Annotated in this window: 18 protein-coding genes; 9 read left to right on the top strand and 9 right to left on the bottom strand. The window is 61.9% G+C overall.

Annotated features, from left to right (window positions below; all coding sequences use genetic code 11):
* The first annotated feature begins 1,184 nt into the window (after window positions 1-1,184).
* The 5 genes from ACIPZC_RS25225 to ACIPZC_RS25205 all read left to right on the top strand — a co-directional run bounded on the left by ACIPZC_RS25225 (window position 1,185) and on the right by ACIPZC_RS25205 (window position 3,024).
* Window positions 1,185-1,556, top strand: a complete 372-nt coding sequence (locus ACIPZC_RS25225) for a hypothetical protein (RefSeq protein ID WP_400630221.1) — start codon at window positions 1,185-1,187, stop codon at window positions 1,554-1,556.
* A complete protein-coding gene (locus ACIPZC_RS25220; RefSeq protein ID WP_400630219.1) occupies window positions 1,549-1,827 on the top strand; it encodes a tail fiber assembly protein in 279 nt (92 codons plus the stop codon). Before ACIPZC_RS25225 ends, ACIPZC_RS25220 begins: the two co-directional genes overlap by 8 nt.
* 56 nt (window positions 1,828-1,883) lie before the next feature.
* Window positions 1,884-2,327 (top strand): structural protein P5, encoded by a 444-nt coding sequence (locus ACIPZC_RS25215; protein ID WP_400630217.1) that lies wholly within the window; start codon window positions 1,884-1,886, stop codon window positions 2,325-2,327.
* The gene (locus ACIPZC_RS25210) at window positions 2,324-2,686 is read left to right on the top strand and encodes a hypothetical protein (RefSeq protein ID WP_400630215.1); all 363 of its coding nucleotides are present in this window, start codon (window positions 2,324-2,326) and stop codon (window positions 2,684-2,686) included. Before ACIPZC_RS25215 ends, ACIPZC_RS25210 begins: the two co-directional genes overlap by 4 nt.
* Window positions 2,687-2,829: 143 nt before the next feature.
* Window positions 2,830-3,024, top strand: coding sequence for a hypothetical protein (locus tag ACIPZC_RS25205; RefSeq protein WP_400630225.1), 195 nt, complete (start codon window positions 2,830-2,832; stop codon window positions 3,022-3,024).
* Here ACIPZC_RS25205 and ACIPZC_RS25200 read toward each other — a convergent pair.
* From ACIPZC_RS25200 to ACIPZC_RS25190, 3 genes are all read right to left on the bottom strand, one after another.
* Window positions 3,021-3,623: a hypothetical protein gene (locus ACIPZC_RS25200; protein WP_400630214.1), complete on the bottom strand. Its 603-nt coding sequence runs from the start codon at window positions 3,621-3,623 to the stop codon at window positions 3,021-3,023. The two genes, ACIPZC_RS25205 and ACIPZC_RS25200, sit on opposite strands and share 4 nt — an antisense overlap.
* A 395-nt stretch (window positions 3,624-4,018) precedes the next feature.
* Complete coding sequence (gene tal / locus ACIPZC_RS25195; RefSeq protein ID WP_400630212.1) at window positions 4,019-4,981, bottom strand: transaldolase; 963 nt, start codon at window positions 4,979-4,981, stop codon at window positions 4,019-4,021.
* Between the two features lie 24 nt (window positions 4,982-5,005).
* Complete coding sequence (locus ACIPZC_RS25190; RefSeq protein WP_400630210.1) at window positions 5,006-6,589, bottom strand: FGGY-family carbohydrate kinase; 1,584 nt, start codon at window positions 6,587-6,589, stop codon at window positions 5,006-5,008.
* Between the two features lie 235 nt (window positions 6,590-6,824).
* On the opposite strand from ACIPZC_RS25190, the gene ACIPZC_RS25185 reads away from it, so the two are divergent.
* The 3 genes from ACIPZC_RS25185 to mqo all read left to right on the top strand — a co-directional run bounded on the left by ACIPZC_RS25185 (window position 6,825) and on the right by mqo (window position 10,756).
* Entirely contained in the window at window positions 6,825-7,823 is a 999-nt protein-coding gene (locus ACIPZC_RS25185; RefSeq protein ID WP_241805995.1) for a LacI family DNA-binding transcriptional regulator, read from the top strand.
* A 186-nt stretch (window positions 7,824-8,009) separates the two neighbouring features.
* Window positions 8,010-8,714, top strand: coding sequence for an SDR family oxidoreductase (locus ACIPZC_RS25180; RefSeq protein WP_400630208.1), 705 nt, complete (start codon window positions 8,010-8,012; stop codon window positions 8,712-8,714).
* A gap of 404 nt (window positions 8,715-9,118) precedes the next feature.
* Window positions 9,119-10,756, top strand: coding sequence for a malate dehydrogenase (quinone) (gene mqo / locus ACIPZC_RS25175; protein WP_267818069.1), 1,638 nt, complete (start codon window positions 9,119-9,121; stop codon window positions 10,754-10,756).
* 82 nt (window positions 10,757-10,838) lie between these two features.
* Here the strand turns inward: mqo and ACIPZC_RS25170 are convergent, their stop codons facing one another.
* The gene (locus ACIPZC_RS25170) at window positions 10,839-11,174 is read right to left on the bottom strand and encodes a helix-turn-helix transcriptional regulator (RefSeq protein WP_267818067.1); all 336 of its coding nucleotides are present in this window, start codon (window positions 11,172-11,174) and stop codon (window positions 10,839-10,841) included.
* Window positions 11,175-11,223: 49 nt separating this feature from the next.
* Here ACIPZC_RS25170 and xenA point away from each other — a divergent pair, with 49 nt between their 5' ends.
* Window positions 11,224-12,315: a xenobiotic reductase XenA gene (gene xenA, locus ACIPZC_RS25165; RefSeq protein ID WP_400630205.1), complete on the top strand. Its 1,092-nt coding sequence runs from the start codon at window positions 11,224-11,226 to the stop codon at window positions 12,313-12,315.
* A gap of 30 nt (window positions 12,316-12,345) precedes the next feature.
* Here xenA and ACIPZC_RS25160 read toward each other — a convergent pair whose 3' ends face one another.
* From ACIPZC_RS25160 to ACIPZC_RS25140, 5 genes are all read right to left on the bottom strand, one after another.
* The gene (locus tag ACIPZC_RS25160; protein ID WP_400630203.1) at window positions 12,346-13,593 is read right to left on the bottom strand and encodes an NAD(P)/FAD-dependent oxidoreductase; all 1,248 of its coding nucleotides are present in this window, start codon (window positions 13,591-13,593) and stop codon (window positions 12,346-12,348) included.
* 2 nt (window positions 13,594-13,595) lie between these two features.
* Complete coding sequence (locus tag ACIPZC_RS25155) at window positions 13,596-15,173, bottom strand: aldehyde dehydrogenase (NADP(+)) (protein ID WP_400630201.1); 1,578 nt, start codon at window positions 15,171-15,173, stop codon at window positions 13,596-13,598.
* Between the two features lie 83 nt (window positions 15,174-15,256).
* Entirely contained in the window at window positions 15,257-16,204 is a 948-nt protein-coding gene (locus ACIPZC_RS25150) for a dihydrodipicolinate synthase family protein (protein WP_267818059.1), read from the bottom strand.
* Between the two features lie 40 nt (window positions 16,205-16,244).
* Entirely contained in the window at window positions 16,245-17,171 is a 927-nt protein-coding gene (locus ACIPZC_RS25145) for a 4-hydroxyproline epimerase (protein WP_400630198.1), read from the bottom strand.
* A gap of 22 nt (window positions 17,172-17,193) precedes the next feature.
* Window positions 17,194-18,807, bottom strand: coding sequence for an APC family permease (locus ACIPZC_RS25140; protein ID WP_400630196.1), 1,614 nt, complete (start codon window positions 18,805-18,807; stop codon window positions 17,194-17,196).
* Between the last annotated feature and the right edge of the window lie 162 nt (window positions 18,808-18,969).

Here is an 18,969-nt window from a genome sequence, read left to right as displayed (position 1 = left end):
TGGGCCGCCAACCAGCTGATGTACAGCACAGGTGCCAACACACTAGCCATGGCCCCGCTCACCGCAGCAGGCCGTGCACTGCTTGACGACGCCGATGCCGCTGCTCAGCGCACCACCCTTGGGTTGGGCACGGCCGCCACAGCCAGCCTCCAAATAAGTACCAGTGATGCTGCTGCTGGCCGTGTTATGACAAGCGGCGCTTTTGGGTTGGGCGGCGCCCAAGGTATCGCTGCGCCCAACAACAACTTGAACGACTGTAACGTAAACGCTACCTACAATATCTCCAGCGCGACGGCTAACGTTCCCTCAGGCGCTTCTTCGGGTTCTTCGTGCTTGAATGTCTGCTTCAACGGCACAGTGTCTGGATATCAGGTCGTCTTTGCGTACACGTCCAATCGCATGTGGTTTCGACGTCGTAACAACAGCGTTTGGTACGATTGGGAGGAGTCTGTCAATGCTTCCTCCATCGGGACAGCCGCTACTGGCACACTGACAACTTCCACTACTGATAACGCTGCGGGTCGGGTGTTGCGGGTAGGCGATCATGGTCTGGGTGTGTCCCTCGGCACAATACCGACTGGCGGCCGACTTGATGCACTAGTAGCGCATTCCTTGTTTTCCGCGCAAGACTCTGCGCCGCCTGACTGGCCAACCGCGCAGGGCCAGTATCCTATGGGCATCAACTTCTATCGGTCGTCTATTGTCCGGTCGCAGTTAGCAATGTCTTACGGTGCGGGGGCGGGAGTTTATTGGCGCGTAGGTAACGGCTCCACGCTCGGCAACTGGGCACGGCTATTTTCGCAAGTAGATATACTAGGCCCCGTTTCACAAAGTGGAGGTGTTCCTACTGGTGCAATCATAGAGCGCGGCAGTAACACCAATGGAGAGTACACTAAGTACGCTGACGGTACGATGATATGCTGGCTTACTGCAAGTATAACTACGGTTCCCTCCATGGTAGCTTTTGGCGGCACGGGGCTGTATCGCGGCCCCGTCACGTGGACATTCCCGGCCACATTTGCAAGCTTGCCTATTGTTACGGGTACTGCTGTGGATAGTTCATCCTACGGTTGGTTTGCGGGTAATACTAAAACACTAACGAACGCAACCTTACAGTATGTTTCTCCGACTGCTGCACCTACTGCGTTTTCCGGCACACAACTAGCAATCGGAAGGTGGTTCTGATGATCATCAACTTGTCGCCTGTCCGGATGGACGAGGAATTGATGGTAGACCGCGAAGGCGATCTACTTTACGTGAACGGTGAGGTGTTTGACTTCGGTCCGCTGCTGGAGGGTGCGACCCTGCCGGCTGAGGCCATATCGTCGAAATGGTTCTCGGGGCAAGTCGACCGCATCGGCGGGGAGCTTCACTTGACCCTCATTCTCCCCCATGGCGCTGATGCCCCGGAAGAAACCAGATTTCCGCAGCCGATTGTCCTGACTGATGACGGCACGGTAGACCTCCCGCAACCCAGCCTCCCTGCTCCCGAGGAACCCCCTTTGGTTGAGGCCGAACCTAACCCAATCGAAGCCGAGGTGGTTGCTGATGAGTAACATTCATTGGTCCATGATGATTACGGCCGCAATGAAAGAGACCGTTGCCGCTGCTGCTTTGCTCGAGCAAGTTCAGGCAGAGATTGCCGGATTACGCAAAGTGGCTGACGACGCTATTGCCCCGCTGCAGGATGCGGTCGACATCGACGAAGCGACTGCGGACGAGGAGGCGCGCCTCAAGCTCTGGAAAAAATACCGCGTTGCGCTGAGCCGGGTTCCTGAGCAGGAAGGCTATCCCATTGCGATCGACTGGCCCGCGCCGCCGGCTTGACCCGCCCGAAATCACCGACCGCCGCCTGGCGGTATTTTTTTGCCTGGAGAAAACCCATGACCCAATCCCAGCCCCGGGGCGTGCGCAACCGCAACCCCGGCAACATAGATTTCAACCCCCGCAACGACTGGCAGGGCCAGATCGGCAAAGAACCTGGTGGCCGCTTCGCTATCTTCGACACGCCCGAGAACGGCATCCGTGCCTTGGGCAAGCTGCTGATCAACTACCGGGGCAAAGACGGCATGCCCGGCGTGGGCGGGAAGGGCATCGACACCGTGCTCGAAACGATCAACCGCTGGGCACCTAGCAACGAAAACGACACCCAAGCTTATGCCGCTGCCGTGGCCAAGCGCCTGGGCGTGCGCACCACCGACCCGATCAATATCAAGGACCCGGCCACGCTGCGCAGGATGGTGGTCAGCATCATCATCCACGAGAACGGCGGCAACCCATACCCGCCGGCGATCATCGATGAGGGCGTGCGGAGGGCACTGGCATGAATGCCTGGCTGGCGCGAACTGCAGGGGCCGGCCTGCTGATCCTGCTCGGCATGACCATGGGCACCTGGGTCACCACTAGCCACTTCCGGCCGCTGCTGGACGCCCAGCAGGACCAGTCCGCCCAATGCACCGCTGCGCGCGACAACCTTGCAAGCCTGGCGCAGGAACAGGGTAAGGCACTGGGTGACCTGACCCTGGCCGCGCAGGCCCGCCAGGACCGGGCGGAACGAGCCGTGAGTGAGTCGAAGGCCAGCGCCAAGGTCGAATACGCAGCGGCTAACCGGCTGCAGCAGGAGCGCACCGGTGGCGACCAATGCGCGGCGGCTGCATTGATCATCGACAAGGAGTTGGACCTATGATGCTGGTGGTGAACTCGCGAAAGTGTGGGAGCGGAATGGCCATGTTTCAAGCTGCAGGCCGCGTAATCCGGGAACTTACCTGTGGGAGCGGACTAGTGTTGACCCTGGGACTTACGGGGTGCGCCGGAAAGGTCGAGCCGCAGATGCAGTACGTGCGCGTCGAGGTTCCGGTGCAGGTTCCGTGCCGCGCGCCGGAGGTTGCGGTACCGCCATGGGCTGCTGCCGGCCTGCGCAAAGCCGACAGCTTGGAGGTTAAGGTGCGGGCGTTGCTGGCCGAGCGCCGGCAGCGGATTGGCTATGAGCGACAGCTTGAAGCCGCCGTGCTCAGCTGCCGCTAGGGCGCAGGTTTCTTTAGATCAAACTGCGGCTCTGCTGGTTTGAGGTGAAATTTGACAAGAGCCAGAGCTGCATTTAACCAAGCGCATAAGTACCCGAACAGCTTCTTGGTACTGAGGTGACTGAGCATGTGTTCTTTTGTGATCGCCTTACCTTCTCCTATAATTAGGCCGCCCGCAGCCAAACTTTCTCCCATTATTTGTATCAGGTCTGTGTTCTCCTGAAAAAAGTTGTTGATGCGCGCCTTGACGCTTTGAGTTTCGAAATTTAGATCACTCGCGATATGAGCAAAGTCGTTTCGAAGCTTCCGTATCATATCGAGAGACCTTAGCAATGACGGATGCACTAGACGGAGACGCTCGGCAAGCAAAATTTTGGTGCCAAAGTCTCCAAGCGCACGTCCTGGTGCGAGAAGGTCATCTTTTTTTTGAACAGGCGCCATGTAGGACGTGAGAATAGCGGTCAAGGATTCGTCAAGCCAAGCCGCCGCTAAAACAACCGTTCCCCTGTCTGATTCATCGGCGAGGCCGTCCGCCACCGCCTTCAAGGCGGTGACCATCTCTTGCTGAGGGGAGAGAGGATGATCGCTGACAGATTTCATTTGCATCTTCCGCAGGCTAGTCAAGATTGGAGCTTACCAGCTGGCCTGGGGGAATTTTGGGGGAATGAATCCCCCGAATGGTGTGGAGTGCTGTTGTGTCATGCTGTGTCCAAGCTGCTGATTCTATTGAAATTACAGAAATACCCTAAACAAAATATGGGGCCGAAAACGGATTCGAAATCCGTTGTACTGGCAACAGTACCTAGGGTTCAAATCCCTATCTCTCCGCCATACATGTAGTAGAAAAGCCCCTGAAAGCGATGAATTTTCAGGGGCTTTTTCGTTGTGCCCCGCCTACTTCCCATATCACTGCCTTGCGATGTCGCCGTTAGCGGCGGGGCCTGCCGGATCACAACGCCAGGGAGGCCGTTGCTGCGAACTCGTCACGCCTATCCTCAGTGCTCGCCCAGTCGTCGTGCAATAAGCGCCTCCAGTTTGCTTTGGTCCGCCGCAAACCCCCGAATCCCTTCAGCCAGCTGCTCGGTTGCCATCGTGTCTTCGTTCATCTGCCAGCGAAAATCGGCCTCGCTCAGTGGCGAGGGCGGTGCCTGATGTTCGACGGGGGCGGCGAGCGCGGCCTGCAGGCTGCCCTTGGTCACTGCCATCTCTTCCAGCAAGGCGGGGCTGATCGTTAGCCGATCGCAGCCTGCCAGCGCTACGATTTCACCGACGTTGCGAAAGCTTGCACCCATCACTGAAGTTGCGTAACCGTGGCGTCGCATGAAGCGGTAACTGGCCGCCACCAACTGAACCCCAGGCTCCGATGCCGGCGCGTACTCCCTGCCCGGGTAAGTGCGCCGATGCCAGTCCAGTACCCGGCCAACAAAAGGTGAGATCAGGAATGCGCCTGCTTCGGCGCAGGCGCGTGCCTGGGCAAGGCTGAAGATCAACGTCAAGTTGCACTGGATGCCCTCACGCTCCAGCTCGTAGGCCGCGCGAATGCCCTCCCAAGTGGCGGCGAGCTTAATGAGAAAGCGCTGGCGTGGTACGCCCGCCGCCTCGTACAGCGCAACCAAGCGCCTGGCCTTGGCCAGGCTCGCCTGTGTATCGAAGGACAGCCGCGCATCGACCTCACTCGATACCCGGCCGGGAACGTGCTGCAACAAGTCGCAGCCCAAAGCCACGATCAGCTGGTCGGACAGTTGCTCGATTGCCTGCGCACGCGGTAGGTCGGCAGCTTTGGCCAGGGCGCAGAGGTCGTGGAGCAATGTGTCGTAGTGTCCCGTCACCACGGCTTTGAGCACCAGCGAGGGGTTGGTGGTTGCATCGCGAGGGGCGAAGCGGCGAACGGCCTGAAGATCGCCGGTGTCGGCGACCACTGTGCTGTACTGCTCCAACTGGCTGAGCAAAGCTGGCATGGTGGAACCCTTTGGTGGTTGATGTCAGACAGCCGTGGGCTGTACGGAACCTGATGGCTCGGGCAGGTGTGTGGCCTGGTCTGCCAGCCCATGCATGATGGGTTTCAGGGCGTGGTAGGCCGCGCAGTAATGAACGAACATCCGGTCATACAGGGCTTTGTTGGCGAGGTTGGGATCGGCTCGGCGTCGCAGGGTGCGCCAGTGGCGGATGGTTGCGACGTCCTCGATGGCGCCAATTGCCAGTGCCGCGAGCATGGCACCGCCCAGCGGCGCTTCGACCTGCTCCTCGATGGTGAACACGGTGTAGCCGGTAATATCGGCGATTATCTGCATCCACAGGTTCGAGGCCGTGCCACCCCCTACCACGATCAAATGCGGATCAAGCTGCAGCCCTGCCTGTTCACCCATCTGCATGTTGTGGCGCAAGGCAAACGCCAGCCCTTCCAATACTGCGCGGTACAGGTGCGCCTTGTGATGGAACAGCGACAGCCCTATATAGGCCCCCGATGCCTTGGCATCCCAGATGGGGCTGCGCTCGCCCATGAGGTAGGGCAGGAAAAACAGGCCGTCTGCACCGGGCGGTGTGTTGGCAGCGTCCTGCTCCATCAGTTGGTGCACATCGGCGCCGGGTGACAGGGCAGCTGCCTGCTTTTCCTGTGCGCAGAACTGCTCACGGAACCAGCTGATTGCTGCACCGGCGGTAATGGCGCCGCCGAAACTGTAGATGTTGTCGCCAGCGTCGTAGACGTAAGGCATGTTGATCAGCCCTTTGCAGGCATCGGTGCGCTGCTTGATAAAGCCCCAGCACATGCTGGTGCCCAGCATTGCGACATGGTTGCCTGGCGCAAAGACCCCTGCAGCGAGTGTGGCCATGGCTGCATCGACTCCGCCGGCAACTACCTTTGTGCCTGGCTGGAGCCCTAGCCGTTGCGCCGCAGCCGGTAGCAGGCTGCCAATGACCTGCCCGGGTGCAACCAGGCGTTGCGGCATCAGACGGGCGTCGATGCCCAGGGCATCGAGCATCAGAGGCGACCAGCCACGCGTTGCGAGGTCGTAGATGCCGCCGATATTGCCCGCTGAACTGTGGTCCACGGCCAGCTCGCCGGTCAGGTGGTATTGCACAAAGCTGTTGGGCGGCAGCAGGTAGCGTGCGTTGGCCCAGACCTCTGGCTGGTTGCGCTTGATCCAGAGCATCTTGGTGTAGCCGTAGTAGCTGTCGACACCATTGCCCGTTATGCGCTGCAACTGCTCGACATCCACGTTTTCGCGGACCCAGTCGGCTTCGGCGATGGCTCGGCGGTCCATCCAGATGAGGCAGGGGTGTAAGGGGTTGATGTCGGCATCCACCGGGATGCCCGAGCCACCGTAGAGACTGCTGATGCAGATGGCTTTGACCTGGGCGGCTGGTATTTGGCTGCGGCGGATGCTGGTCGCGACCGCTTCGTAGACAGCGTCCAGCCACACCTGCGGCCATTGCTGCGCCCATAATGGGCGAGGTTGCTCGACCTGGTAACTGACGCAGGCCTGGGCCAGTATTCCACCCTCGGTAGACATCAAGAGAGCCTTGGTACTTTGCGTGCCGATGTCGACACCAATCACGTAGTCCATTGTTGTCCCTTTTATTATTGGCGTGGGGCCTATGTAGACGTTTACATTTTTTAGCGATTTTTATCCGATGGCAGGATTAGTTGTGTCCGATCTATCCTTGGCTGCAAGTGTTAACGTCAACATTTTAAAACGCTAGCACAACGCGATTGTCACCACAATATGCATGGCACGGTTGTGGCCTGGAGTACAATCGCTGAAAATCATGGCGCCCGCCGCCAGCCACCATCGAGCGTTCATGACCAGACCAGGCAAAGCCACCATCACCGACATCGCCAAGCGCGTGAACATGACTACTGTCACGGTGTCGCGGGCGCTCAACCAGCCAGAGAAGGTCAAGAAGCAGACGCTGGAGCTCATCCTCAAGGTGGCCAAAGAGCTCAACTATGTGCCCAATGCCTTTGCCCGCAACCTCAAGAACCGCGAGAGCCGCCTGCTGGGCCTGGTCACGGCAAGCCTGGAAAACCCGTTCTACGGCGAGATCATCAAGGCGATAACGCGCGAGGCGAAGAAGCGCGACTATACCTTGATGCTATTCGATACCGATGGCTCACCAGAGCTGGAGGCGCGGGCTATCGACACGCTGCTCAGCTATCAGGTTGCCGGGCTGATCCTCTCGGTGATCAGCGACGACGACCATTACCAGCCGAGCTATCTGGCCAAGCTGGAGATGGCCGCCATCCCGGTCGTCCAGATCGATCGGCAGCTTACCGGTGCGCCGTTTGCCGGCGTCTATCTGGACAACGAGCAAAGCGGTTATCAGGGGGCGCGTGCCTTGTTGGCCCAAGGGCGGCGCCGGCTGCTGGTCGTGGCTGGGCCCCAACGCTCAAAGATTTCCCTGGCGCGGTTGGCAGGCATTCGCCGCGCGTTGGAGCAGTGGCCAGAGCCCACCGTGCTGGAGGTCGTGCATGGTGATTACACCCAGGCGCCAGCACGTGATGTGGTGCGTGACTACCTGCAAAGTGGCAAGTGGCCCGATGTCATCTTTGGCCTCAATGCGCTCATGACCTTGGGTGCGCTGCAGGCCATGCGCGAGGTTGGCTTGAGCCGCAATGACATCGCACTGTTCAGCATCGACCAGGTGCACTATGCCGAGATCTACGGCCAACCCATCCCTTGCATCAGCCATAGCAGCGTCGAGTTGGGGGTTGGCGCAATCAACCTGTTGCTTGGCCAGATCGACGATCCGTCGCAACCGCTGCGCGATCAAGTCATTGAAGGGCAGCTACTGCTCTGACCTCCAACGGTAGGCAGGTACATATCTGGTTAAAAATGTAGACGTTGACATTTGGCGCACAGGTGGCGTCAGATTGAACCCGAAAACGAGTTGAGTGATATGTAAACGTCTACATAAAAATAATCAAAGTGCTCTTGTACGTCAGGGGCAGGGAGGTGGCGAATGGTAACGCAACTCGAAGGTAAAGTGGCAGCGGTTACCGGCGCTGCGTCAGGAATAGGCCTGGCATCGGCCGAGGCGATGGTGGCGGCCGGCGCCAGGGTGGTCATGATCGATCGGGATGAAGCCGCATTGGCCAGCGCATGTGAGCGCCTGGGTAAGGCGGCCATGCCGCTTGTGATCGACCTGCTGGTGCCTGAACGCTGTGCAACGTTGCTGCCGGGGGTGCTGGCGAAGGCCGGCCAACTCGACATTCTGTATGCCAACGCAGGTTGCTACGTGGGCGGTGATCTGGCTGATACGGATGTGGCGGCCATCGACCGCATGCTGAATCTCAACGTCAATGCCGTGATCAAGAATGTGCATGATGTGTTGCCGCACATGATTGAGAGGGGCACGGGCGACATTCTGGTCACAGGCTCGGTGGCTGGTCACTTTCCGGTTCCCTGGGAGCCGGTGTACTCGGCCTCCAAGTGGGCGGTCAACTGCTTCGTGCAGACGGTACGCCGCCAGGTCAAGGCTCACGGTATCCGGGTCGGCGCCGTGTCGCCTGGCCCGGTCAGCAGTGCACTGCTGGCCGATTGGCCGGAAGAAAACCTGAAAAAGGCCAAGGCGAGCGGTAGCCTGATCGAACCATCCGACATAGCCGATGCAGTCATGTACATGCTCACGCGTCCGCGTAATGTGACTATTCGGGACATGATTGTGCTGCCTTCGGCATTTGATATGTAACGATTGCTCTCAGCATCAACCGCTGCAGGGTGATCTTATCGATGCAGGCCAGCGGCGTAAGTTGGCCTGCAGTATTGCGTCTTTCAACGGGCTGCCGAAACGCGCTGAGCTGCTCCAAAGCCCCCAGTCATGCACATGGCTGGGGGCTTTTGTGTTTCTGGCGTGACAACCTGCCGCTGGGACAACCTGCCGCCTTGCTTACGCGCTCGCAATTTGTTTGTGCTGGCATTTCAGATACAATCAGCGAAACGATTCAGCCCTGTCGGTCAATACGACAAAAGCCTGAGTCGTTTTCTCGTTCTTCAAGCCGCTGAACAATGATCACAAAAAGCCTGCGCACAAGAACACGAAGCACCTGGGCCAGCCACAGGCCCGTCCTCCGTTCTACAGACTGGAATTGATCAATGTTCAAGAAAGCTGGCAAAACCTTGCTGGGTTTGGCTGTCGCTGCGAGCTTCATGCAAGCGCACGCCGCAGAAACCAAAAAAGTCGATGTGCTGCTGGTCGGCGGCGGCATCATGAGCTCCACCCTGGCCGTGTGGCTGCACGAGCTGGAGCCAAGCTGGTCGATGGAAATGGTCGAGCGCCTGGATGGCGTCGCCGAAGAAAGCTCCAACGGCTGGAACAACGCCGGCACCGGCCACTCCGCGCTGGCTGAGCTGAACTACACCCCGGAAGACAAAGACGGCAACGTCAACATCTCCAAGGCCATCGAAATCAACGAAGCCTTCCAGATCTCCCGCCAGTTCTGGTCGTGGCAGGTCCGTCAGGGCGTGCTGAAGAACCCGCATTCGTTCATCAACACCACTCCGCACATGAGCTTCGTGTGGGGCGATGACAACATCAAGTTCCTCAAGAAGCGTTATGACGCGCTGCAGGCGAGCCCGCTGTTCCGCTCGATGGAGTATTCGGAGGACCACGCGCAGATCGCCAAGTGGGTCCCGCTGATGATGGAAGGCCGCGACCCGAACCAGAAGCTGGCCGTGACCTGGACGCCATTGGGCACCGACGTCAACTTCGGCGAGATCACCCGCCAGTTCGTTGGCCACCTGAAGACCCAGGACAACTTCACCTTGAAGCTGTCCAGCGAAGTCCAGGACATCACCCGCAACGAGGACGGCTCCTGGCACGTCGAGTACAAGAACCTCAAGGACGGAACCGAGTCGGCCACCGACGCCAAGTTCCTGTTCATCGGTGCCGGCGGCGGCGCGCTGAAGCTGCTGCAGAAATCGGGCATTCCTGAAGCCAAGGAATACGCAGGCTTCCCGGTCGGCGGTTCGTTCCTGGTGACCGAGAACCCGACCATCGCCATGCAGCACATGGCCAAGGCCTATGGCATCGCCTCGACGGGCGCGCCACCCATGTCGGTACCGCACCTGGACACCCGTGTGCTGGACGGCAAGCGCGTGATCCTGTTCGGGCCATTCGCCACCTTCTCGACCAAGTTCCTGAAGAACGGTTCGTACCTGGACCTGCTCAGCAGCACCACGATGCACAACGTGTGGCCGATGACCAAGGTCGGCATCGATCAGTACCCGCTGGTCGAGTACCTCGCTGGCCAGCTGATGCTGTCGGACGACGACCGCTTCGAAGCGCTGCGCACCTACTTCCCGAACGCCAAGAAGGAAGACTGGAAGCTGTGGCAGGCCGGTCAGCGCGTGCAGATCATCAAGCGTGACGCCGACAAGGGCGGCGTGCTCAAGCTGGGTACCGAAGTGGTGGCCTCGCAAGACCGCACCATCGCCGGCTTGCTGGGCGCATCGCCAGGTGCCTCGACCGCCGCGCCGATCATGCTGCACGTGCTGGAAACCGTGTTCAAAGACAAAGTCGCCACCCCGCAATGGCAAGCCAAGATCAAAGAGATCGTGCCGAGCTACGGCACCAAGCTCAACGATTCGGCAGCGGCCACGCAGAAAGAGTGGAACTACACCGCTGAAGTCCTGCAGCTGCAGAAGCCGCCGGTCATCGACCAGAGCGTCGAAACCAGCACAGGTGCGAGCCAGCCGGTTGAAAGCAAGCCAGAGAACGACATGGCGCTGTAAGCGTTAGTGTTGTGAACGAAAAGCCACGAGGGAGACCTCGTGGTTTTTTTTTGCCCGTTCCGGTCGCGCTGTCAGCCTTGGCTCAGCGCTGACGCAAAATGCACTCCAGCAAACCGGGGAAGCGTGCCTCGAGCATTTCGCTGCGCAGTGAGTTCATATGGGTGGTGCCCACATTGCGTGTTTGCACCAGCCCCGCATCGCGCAGCACACGAAAATGATGGGACATGCTGGACTTCGGCCGGCCACCGTCCAGCTCGCCGCAGCTGGCTTCCGCCACGCCCGCCAGGTGGCGCACGATTTCCATACGTACAGGGTCGCTCAGCGCATACAGCAGGCGCTCGAGGATCAGGTCTTCAGCGGTGGGATGTTTGTAGGCTCGCATGGGCGTCATGATAACGGGGGTTTCATTAATTGCCATAGTTCGATTATGATCGAACTATCGTATTCGGATGACCCCGGAGTTTTCCATGTCTGCACTGTTCGAACCCTATACCCTCAAAGACGTGACCTTGCGTAACCGCATCGCCATTCCGCCGATGTGCCAGTACATGGCCGAGGACGGTGTCATCAACGATTGGCATCAGGTGCATTATGCTGGCCTGGCCCGTGGTGGCGCCGGCCTGCTGGTGGTCGAGGCCACTGCGGTGGCGCCAGAAGGGCGCATCACCCCTGGTTGTGCCGGTATCTGGAGCGACGCCCATGCCCAGGCCTTCGTGCCGGTGGTGCAGGCGATCAAGGCGGCAGGCTCGGTGCCGGGCATCCAGATTGCCCACGCGGGGCGCAAGGCCAGTGCCAACCGCCCGTGGGAAGGTGACGACCATATCGCTGCGGATGACGCGCGAGGCTGGGCCACCATCGCCCCGTCGGCCATCGCTTTCGGCGCCAACCTGCCGAAAGTGCCACGTGAAATGACCGTGGACGACATTGCCCGGGTCAAGCAGGACTTCGTCGATGCGGCACGCCGGGCGCGTGATGCAGGCTTTGAATGGATCGAGCTGCACTTCGCTCACGGGTACCTGGGGCAGAGCTTCTTCTCCGAGCACTCCAACCAGCGCACCGATGCCTACGGCGGCAACTTCGAGAACCGCAGCCGCTTCCTGCTGGAAACCCTGGCAGCCGTGCGCGAGGTGTGGCCGGAAAACCTGCCGTTGACCGCCCGCTTTGGCGTGCTGGAATACGACGGCCGTGATGAGCAGACGCTGGAGGAGTCCATCGAGTTGGCCCGGCTGTTCAAGGCTGGTGGTCTGGACCTGCTCAGCGTCAGCGTTGGCTTCACCATCCCGGAAACCAACATTCCATGGGGCCCGGCCTTTATGGGGCCGATCGCTGAACGTGTGCGTCGTGAGGCGGGTTTGCCAGTGACTTCGGCGTGGGGCTTTGGTACGCCGCAGTTGGCGGAGGGGGCGTTGAAGGCCAATCAGCTCGACCTGGTGTCGGTGGGGCGTGCGCACCTGGCCGACCCGCACTGGGCATATTTCGCGGCCAAGGAACTGGGCGTCGACAAAGCTTCGTGGACGTTGCCTGCGCCTTACGCGCACTGGCTTGAGCGTTATCGCTGATTGCTGCAGGGGCCGCACAGCGGCCCCGTCTCAAAACCGATCCAGCCGGTAACGCTTCAACTCGGCCCGAGGCTCCCGTTCAGCCAACCCACCCACCCATTCCGCTGTCACCGCCGCCTGGGTCAAGCCCAGGTGCTGATGCCCAAACGCTAACAGCACGCGCCCATCACACACCCGGTCGATCACCGGCAGCGAATCCGGCAGCGAAGGCCGAAACCCCATCCACGGGGTCGCGCCTTCGGCATTCAATTCGCGCTGGAACAAACCCTTGCTCAAGCGGTGCAACTGCCACGCCCGCTGCATGCTCGGCGGTGCATCGAGCCCGGCGAACTCCACCGTGCCAGCCAGGCGCAAGCCCTCGGCCATCGGCGTCATGATGAACTTGCGCTCCAGCGAGGTGACGGCGAATGGCAAGCGCTGGTGCTCGCCAGGCAGCATCAGGTGATAGCCACGCTCGGTATCCAGCGGGACGCTTATGCCGGTCAGAGCCGTGGTCAGTTGCGCTGAGTGCGCGCCGCAACTGATCAGCACCTGGCGCGCGTGGAACGTACCCTGAACGCTGTTGAGCTGCACGCCATTGCCATTGAGTTGCCCGCCATCGACCTGCGCCTGGACGAAGCGTACGCCAGCCGCCTTGGCGGCTTCGAACAACTCAATGACTACACGGTAAGGGTCGATGAAATGCCCGGTGCGGGGGAAAAACAAGCCACCGAGGATGGACGGGGTCAACTCCGGCGCAGCAGCGCGCACCGTGTCGGCCGACCAGAATTCGGCCGGCACCGCCTGTTGCTGCATCCGGGCCAACAACGCCTCCAGAGCCGAGCGCGAATCGGCGCGCTCGAACACCAATAACGAGCCGTCTTCCTTGAACAGCTCGCTGCGGCCGATGGAGCCGAGCAAACGCTGCCAGGCGGCCAGACTGCCTTCGTTCAACGCACGGATGCCGGCCACGCTGCGCTGGAAGGGCTCCGGGCGCAGGTTGAGCAGCAGGCGGGCGAACCAGGGCAGGGCCTTGGGCAGGTATTTCCAGTCCAACCGCAGTGGGCCCATCGGGTCCAGCAGCATGCGTGGCAGGCGCTTGAGTATCGATAGGTCGGCGATGGGGAACACCTGCTCGGTGGCCAGGTGCCCGGCGTTGCCGTACGAGGCTCCGTGGCCGGGCGGTTGGCGGTCGAACAGCACGACCTGGCGCCCCTGGCGGGCCAGTTGCAGGGCGCAGGCGACGCCGACAATGCCGGCGCCGACCACGGCGATATCGGCTTCAGAGGTGTCGACCATGTTCAGCCTTCCCGGGTGCCGTCGAGCAGGCGCCGCAGCTGCAGCGGGTTGCCGTGTTTCAACGCCGGCGGCAGCAGCGCATCGGGGAAGTCCTGGTAGCACACCGGGCGCAGGAAGCGCAGGATCGCCGCCGTGCCCACCGAGGTGGTGCGGGCATCGGAGGTGGCCGGGAACGGCCCGCCGTGGACCATGGCATCGCACACCTCGACTCCGGTCGGCCAGCCATTGACCAGAATGCGCCCGGCCTTGCGTTCAAGGGTTTGCAGCAGCGCGCGGGCGCGGTCGATGTCGGCATCGTCCAGTTGCAAGGTCGCGGTCAATTGGCCCTCCAGATGCTCGGCCACCCGGCGTACCTGTTCATCGCTCGCGCAGGCCACCACCAGTGACGATGGGCCGAACACCTCGGCCTGCAAGGTTGGGTCGGCCAGGAAGGCTTCGGCCTCGGTCACGAACAACTGCGCCTGGCATTGGTTAGGGCCTTGTCCAGCCTGACCACTGGCCGCAACCCGGGCATTGGCGTTTTCCGCCATGCCACCGACACCGGCTTGGTAAGCACTGAAGATGCCCGGTGTGAGCATGGTCTGCCCAGCGGCCTGGCCAACGTGTTCGCTTGCCGCGTCGATGAACCGCTGTAACGCCGGCCCTTGGCGGGCGATCACCAGGCCGGGGTTGGTGCAGAACTGGCCGGCACCTTGGGTCAGTGAGGCGACGAAGCCTTGTGCCAGCGCCTCGGCGCGCGCCTGCAGGGCGGCCTCGAACAGGAACACCGGGTTGATCGAGCTCATTTCGGCGTACACCGGGATCGGTTCCGGGCGTGCCTGGGCCACCTTGCACAGCGCGATACCACCGCTGCGAGAGCCGGTAAAACCAACGGCTTTGATGCGTGGGTCGCTGACCAGCGCAACGCCGACTTCATGGCCGCAGCCATACAACAGCGAAAATACGCCGCCCGGCAAATCGCACAGCTGCACCGCTCGCGCCACTGCCTGGCCAACCAGTTCGCTGGTACCAGGATGGGCGCTATGGGCCTTGACCACCACTGGGCAGCCGGCAGCCAACGCCGAGGCGGTGTCGCCACCGGCCACCGAGAAGGCCAGCGGGAAATTGCTGGCACCAAACACGGCTACCGGCCCAAGGGCGACCTGGCGCTGGCGCAGGTCGGCGCGCGGCAAGGGCTGGCGTTCTGGCAGGGCGCTGTCGACGCGCACATCCAGCCATTCACCAGCCCGCACTACACGGGCGAAGGTGCGCAACTGGGTACAGGTGCGGCCACGCTCGCCCTGGATGCGCGCTTTCGGCAGGCCGCTCTCGGCCACCGCGCGGTCGATCAGGGGCTCGCCCAGCGCTTCGATCTGCGTGGCGATGGTTTCGAGAAACTGTGCCCGTTGTTCGAGCGTGGTTTCGCGGTACGCATCGAACGCCGCCCAGGCCAGGGCGCAGGCCTGGGCCACGTGCTCATCGCTGGCGCCCAGGTAGGCCGGTTCCAGCGCCTGGCCGGTGGCCGGGTCGATGGCGCGGATGGCTTCGCGGCTGCCGGTTACCGGCGTTTGGCCGATCAGCAGGTTGCCTGTGAGGGGCATGTAGCCTCCTTGGAAATCAGATTTGGGTATCAAGGACGTCGTGGGGGCGGCACGGCCGCTCCCACAAGGAAAGCACTGGCGGCTCAGGCGATGTTCTGTTCGGCCGACCAGCTCGCATACCAGTTGCGGAACAGCGCGTACTGCTGTTCGGCATAGTTGCGCTGAGCGTCGGTCAGCACATCGGTTTCGTTGAAGTGCAGGCTGTACTCGCTATCGCCGTTCAGCACCATCAGGTGCTTGTAATACAGCACCAGGTCGCAGCCTTCATCGAACGACGACAGCACCGCCAGCGCCGCTTCCAGCTCGCGGGCCAGGCGACGGGCCTGCGCATCGCCCTTGGCCGCCTGCTTGCTCAGGCTTACCAGGTGCAGCACCTCACGCGGCAGGGCGTTACCGATGCCGGTAATGGCGCCGGTGGCGTTGCAGTTGACGAAGCCATGCACCACTTGGGTGTCCACACCCACCATCAGGGTCACGTCGTCATCCTTGGAGGTGATGTGCTCGGCGGCGTAGCGCAGGTCGGCACCACCGCCGAACTCTTTGAAGCCGATCAGGTTCGGGTATTCGCGGCGCAGCTCGAAGAACAGGTCGGCGCGTGTAGCAAAGCCATAGTAGGGGCTGTTGTAGATCACCGCTGGCAGCTTGGGTGCGGCAGCGAGGATGGCCGAAAAGTGGTGCTTCTGGGCGATCAGCGAGGCACCGCGGCTTAGCACACGGGGGATGACCATCAGGCCGGCGGCACCGACCTTGGCCGCGTGAGCGGCATGAGAGACCGCTTCACGGGTGTTCACCGCGCCGGTGCCGACGATGGTCGGGATGCCGGCGGCCACCAGGCGGGCCACACCCTCCTGGCGCTCGGCTTCGGTGAGCAGTGGCCAGTCGCCCATCGAACCGCAGTACACCACGGCGCTCATGCCGGCCTCGATCAGCTCGCGGCCTTTGCGCACCAAGGCGTCGAAGTCCGGTTTGCGCGCGGCGGTGCACGGGGTCATCAGGGCGGGCATGGTGCCGGTGAAGATGCTATCAGTCATTGTTGTTACTCCTGGCGAAAGGGGGCGAAAACGTCGGGGCTCAGATGCCCCAGGCGAAGGGGTCTTGTTCGTCGATCAGCAGCGTGCTGTCGGCGGTCATGTAGGCGCGGCCGGTGATGAACGGGCGAATGCGCTCGCCGTCGCGCTCGTAACGGGCATGGAACTGGCTACCGGTGATGCTGGCTTGGACCCAGGTCTGGCCTTCGCCAAGCTTGCCGTCGGCGGCCAGGCAGGCCAGCTTGGCGCTGGTGCCGGTGCCGCAGGGCGAGCGGTCGTAGGCTTTACCGGGGCACATCACGAAGTTGCGGCTGTCGGCGTTGGCGTCGTCGGCGAACAGCTCGACGTGGTCGATGGCTGCGCCGTTTTCACCGGTGATGCCCTGCTGTTCGAGTGCCTTGAGCATGGCCCAGGTGTACTCGGTCAGGGCCTCACGGTTGTCCAGCTCGATACGTTGGCCGTGTTCGGAAACGAGGAAGAACCAGTTGCCGCCCCAGGCGATGTCGCCGCGCACCAGGCCATGGCCGGGCACGTCCACTGCAACCTGCTGGCGATAGCGGTAGGAGGGCACGTTACCGATGGTGATGGCGCCGTCTTCATGCAGGGTCGCGCTGACCTGGCCGACCGGGGTGTCGATCGTGTGCACGCCCGGTTCGATCAGGCCCAGGTGCTGCAACGAGGCGACCAGGCCGATGGTGCCGTGGCCGCACATGTTCAGGTAGCCGGCGTTGTTGAAGAAGATCACCCCGCAGGTCGCGTCGGCCGAAACCGGTGGGCAGTACAGCGCGCCGACCAGGACATCGTTGCCACGTGGCTCCAGCAGGCAGGCGCGGCGCCAGGGGTCGTGCAGCTCGCGCAGTTCGTCGCGCTGTTCGGCCATGCTGCGGCCGTGCAGTGGCGGGAAACCCTTCATCACCAGGCGGGTCGGTTCGCCGCCAGTGTGAGAGTCGATGACGTGAATCTGTTTCATGGCTTGTCCCTTGCGTAAAAGATCAGGAAGCGACGGCAGCAGGGTTGCAGGTAGGGGTGTCAGCGCTGGCTTCGCTTTCGTCTTCACCTTCCAGGCGCACAAGGTGGGCAGGCACGCCAGTCGCGGCGCCCCAGTAGTAGATGCCCAGCGCGCAGGCCGCGACGACTACAGTGTCAAACGGGTGGCCGATCACACCCAGGCCGCCGAAACTGCCAAGCCAGGACAGCAGGATGGTCACCGCGTAAAAGCCGATCAGCCAGGCGCTGGAGCGCACCTGCTGGGCCAGCGACAGGTGCTGGGTGGGGACGAAACGAGCACACAGCAGGTACAGCACGAACATCACGATCTGCAGGGCCAGCAGCCACGACACGGTGTTCCAGCCCGACCAGTACACGATCAGCGCGGCAATGATGAAAGACAGCGGGCCGAGTACGGCCATGCCCTTGACCCGGAACGGGCGCGGCATCTGTGGCGCATTGCGGCGCAGGGCGGCAACGGTGACCGGGGCCACGGCGTAGCTCAAGACCAGGGCAGCGGATACCACGTTGATCAGCGCTTCCCACGAGGGGAACGGCAGGGTCCAGAACACCGACAGGCCGAAGGTCAACCACAGGGCCGGGCGCGGGATGCCGGATTCTGCATCGATGCGGGTGAAGTACTTGAAGAAGGTGCCGGTCTGGGCCCAGCCGTAGACCACACGCGGCGTAGCATTCATGTAGATGTTGCCGCAGCCGCTGGGGGAGATCACCGCATCGGCCACCACCAGGTAGGCCAGCCAGCCCACGCCCAGTGCCAGGGCGATGTCACGGTAGGGCAAGGCCAGTTCCTTGGTCACCGCAGCCCAGCCGTCACTCAGCATTTCGGTTGGCACGCTGCCGAGGAAGGCCAGTTGCAGCAGCGCATAGATCGCGGTGGACAGCAGCACGGAGAGGATCAGCGCGATGGGGATGGTGCGCTGTGGGTTCTTGACTTCGCTTGCCACCGAGATGATCGGTGTCAGGCCCAGGTAAGCGAAGATGATGCCGCCAGCCGACACAGCCATTTCCACCCCGGACATGCCGAACGGGGCGAAGCCCTGGACCTCGAAGTTCTCTGGCTTGAAGAAGCTGAACAGCACGCCGATCACCAGCAGCGGCACGATGAACTTGAACACGCTGACCAGGTTGTTGGCCTTGGCGAAGGTCTTGACGCTGCGGTAGTTCAGGAAGAAGAACAGCCCCAGCAGGGCAAACTGCACCAACCAGCCGAGCACGGTGGGGTCACTGGAGCCGGCCTCGGTCAGCCCGGGGAACCAGGCCGCCGCGTACTGGCGAGAGGCGACCACTTCGATGGCGATCAGGCTAGAGAAGGCGATCAGGGTGATGAACCCCATCAGGTAGCCGAGCAGTGGGCCGTGCGAGTACACCGGGTAGCGCACCACACCCCCGGCGCGTGGCAGCGCGGCGCCGAGCTCGCAGTACACGATGCCCAGTAGCAGTACGGCGAAGCCGCCGAGGAACCAGGAGAGGATGCCGGCCGGCCCGGCAATGGCCGACACGTGGCTGGCGGCGAACAGCCAGCCGGAGCCGAAGATGGCGCCGAGGCCGATGAACGTGAGGTCCAGCAAGGACAGCTGTTTCTTGAATTTGCCTGACATGGGGTCGCCTTTTTGTAGGTTTTGGATAGGCAGGTCTGATGTCACCAGGTGCGGCTTCTGGGGCCGCGCTCTTGTAGGTCTTGGACGGCTTGCGTGGGGCATAGAGTGGACCGAACGGGGCCACGGTTCTTGATGGTTTTCTGCAGGGGGATGACGAAATCG

Origin of the sequence: Pseudomonas sp. NPDC089743 (assembly GCF_044748785.1) — a bacterium.
Classification (GTDB): domain Bacteria; phylum Pseudomonadota; class Gammaproteobacteria; order Pseudomonadales; family Pseudomonadaceae; genus Aquipseudomonas; species Aquipseudomonas putida_X.
The sequence above is the reverse complement of the archived record's forward strand: the minus strand, read 5'-3'. Positions and strand labels throughout refer to the sequence as shown.

Coding starts and splice junctions, on each gene's coding strand:
- ACIPZC_RS25225 (WP_400630221.1), top strand. CDS start 1,185: ATGATCATCAACTTGTCGCCTGTCCGGATGGACGAGGAATTGATGGTA.
- ACIPZC_RS25220 (WP_400630219.1), top strand. CDS start 1,549: ATGAGTAACATTCATTGGTCCATGATGATTACGGCCGCAATGAAAGAG.
- ACIPZC_RS25215 (WP_400630217.1), top strand. CDS start 1,884: ATGACCCAATCCCAGCCCCGGGGCGTGCGCAACCGCAACCCCGGCAAC.
- ACIPZC_RS25210 (WP_400630215.1), top strand. CDS start 2,324: ATGAATGCCTGGCTGGCGCGAACTGCAGGGGCCGGCCTGCTGATCCTG.
- ACIPZC_RS25205 (WP_400630225.1), top strand. CDS start 2,830: ATGCAGTACGTGCGCGTCGAGGTTCCGGTGCAGGTTCCGTGCCGCGCG.
- ACIPZC_RS25200 (WP_400630214.1), bottom strand. CDS start 3,623: ATGAAATCTGTCAGCGATCATCCTCTCTCCCCTCAGCAAGAGATGGTC.
- tal (WP_400630212.1), bottom strand. CDS start 4,981: ATGCCAGCTTTGCTCAGCCAGTTGGAGCAGTACAGCACAGTGGTCGCC.
- ACIPZC_RS25190 (WP_400630210.1), bottom strand. CDS start 6,589: ATGGACTACGTGATTGGTGTCGACATCGGCACGCAAAGTACCAAGGCT.
- ACIPZC_RS25185 (WP_241805995.1), top strand. CDS start 6,825: ATGACCAGACCAGGCAAAGCCACCATCACCGACATCGCCAAGCGCGTG.
- mqo (WP_267818069.1), top strand. CDS start 9,119: ATGTTCAAGAAAGCTGGCAAAACCTTGCTGGGTTTGGCTGTCGCTGCG.
- ACIPZC_RS25170 (WP_267818067.1), bottom strand. CDS start 11,174: ATGGCAATTAATGAAACCCCCGTTATCATGACGCCCATGCGAGCCTAC.
- xenA (WP_400630205.1), top strand. CDS start 11,224: ATGTCTGCACTGTTCGAACCCTATACCCTCAAAGACGTGACCTTGCGT.
- ACIPZC_RS25160 (WP_400630203.1), bottom strand. CDS start 13,593: ATGGTCGACACCTCTGAAGCCGATATCGCCGTGGTCGGCGCCGGCATT.
- ACIPZC_RS25155 (WP_400630201.1), bottom strand. CDS start 15,173: ATGCCCCTCACAGGCAACCTGCTGATCGGCCAAACGCCGGTAACCGGC.
- ACIPZC_RS25150 (WP_267818059.1), bottom strand. CDS start 16,204: ATGACTGATAGCATCTTCACCGGCACCATGCCCGCCCTGATGACCCCG.
- ACIPZC_RS25145 (WP_400630198.1), bottom strand. CDS start 17,171: ATGAAACAGATTCACGTCATCGACTCTCACACTGGCGGCGAACCGACC.
- ACIPZC_RS25140 (WP_400630196.1), bottom strand. CDS start 18,807: ATGTCAGGCAAATTCAAGAAACAGCTGTCCTTGCTGGACCTCACGTTC.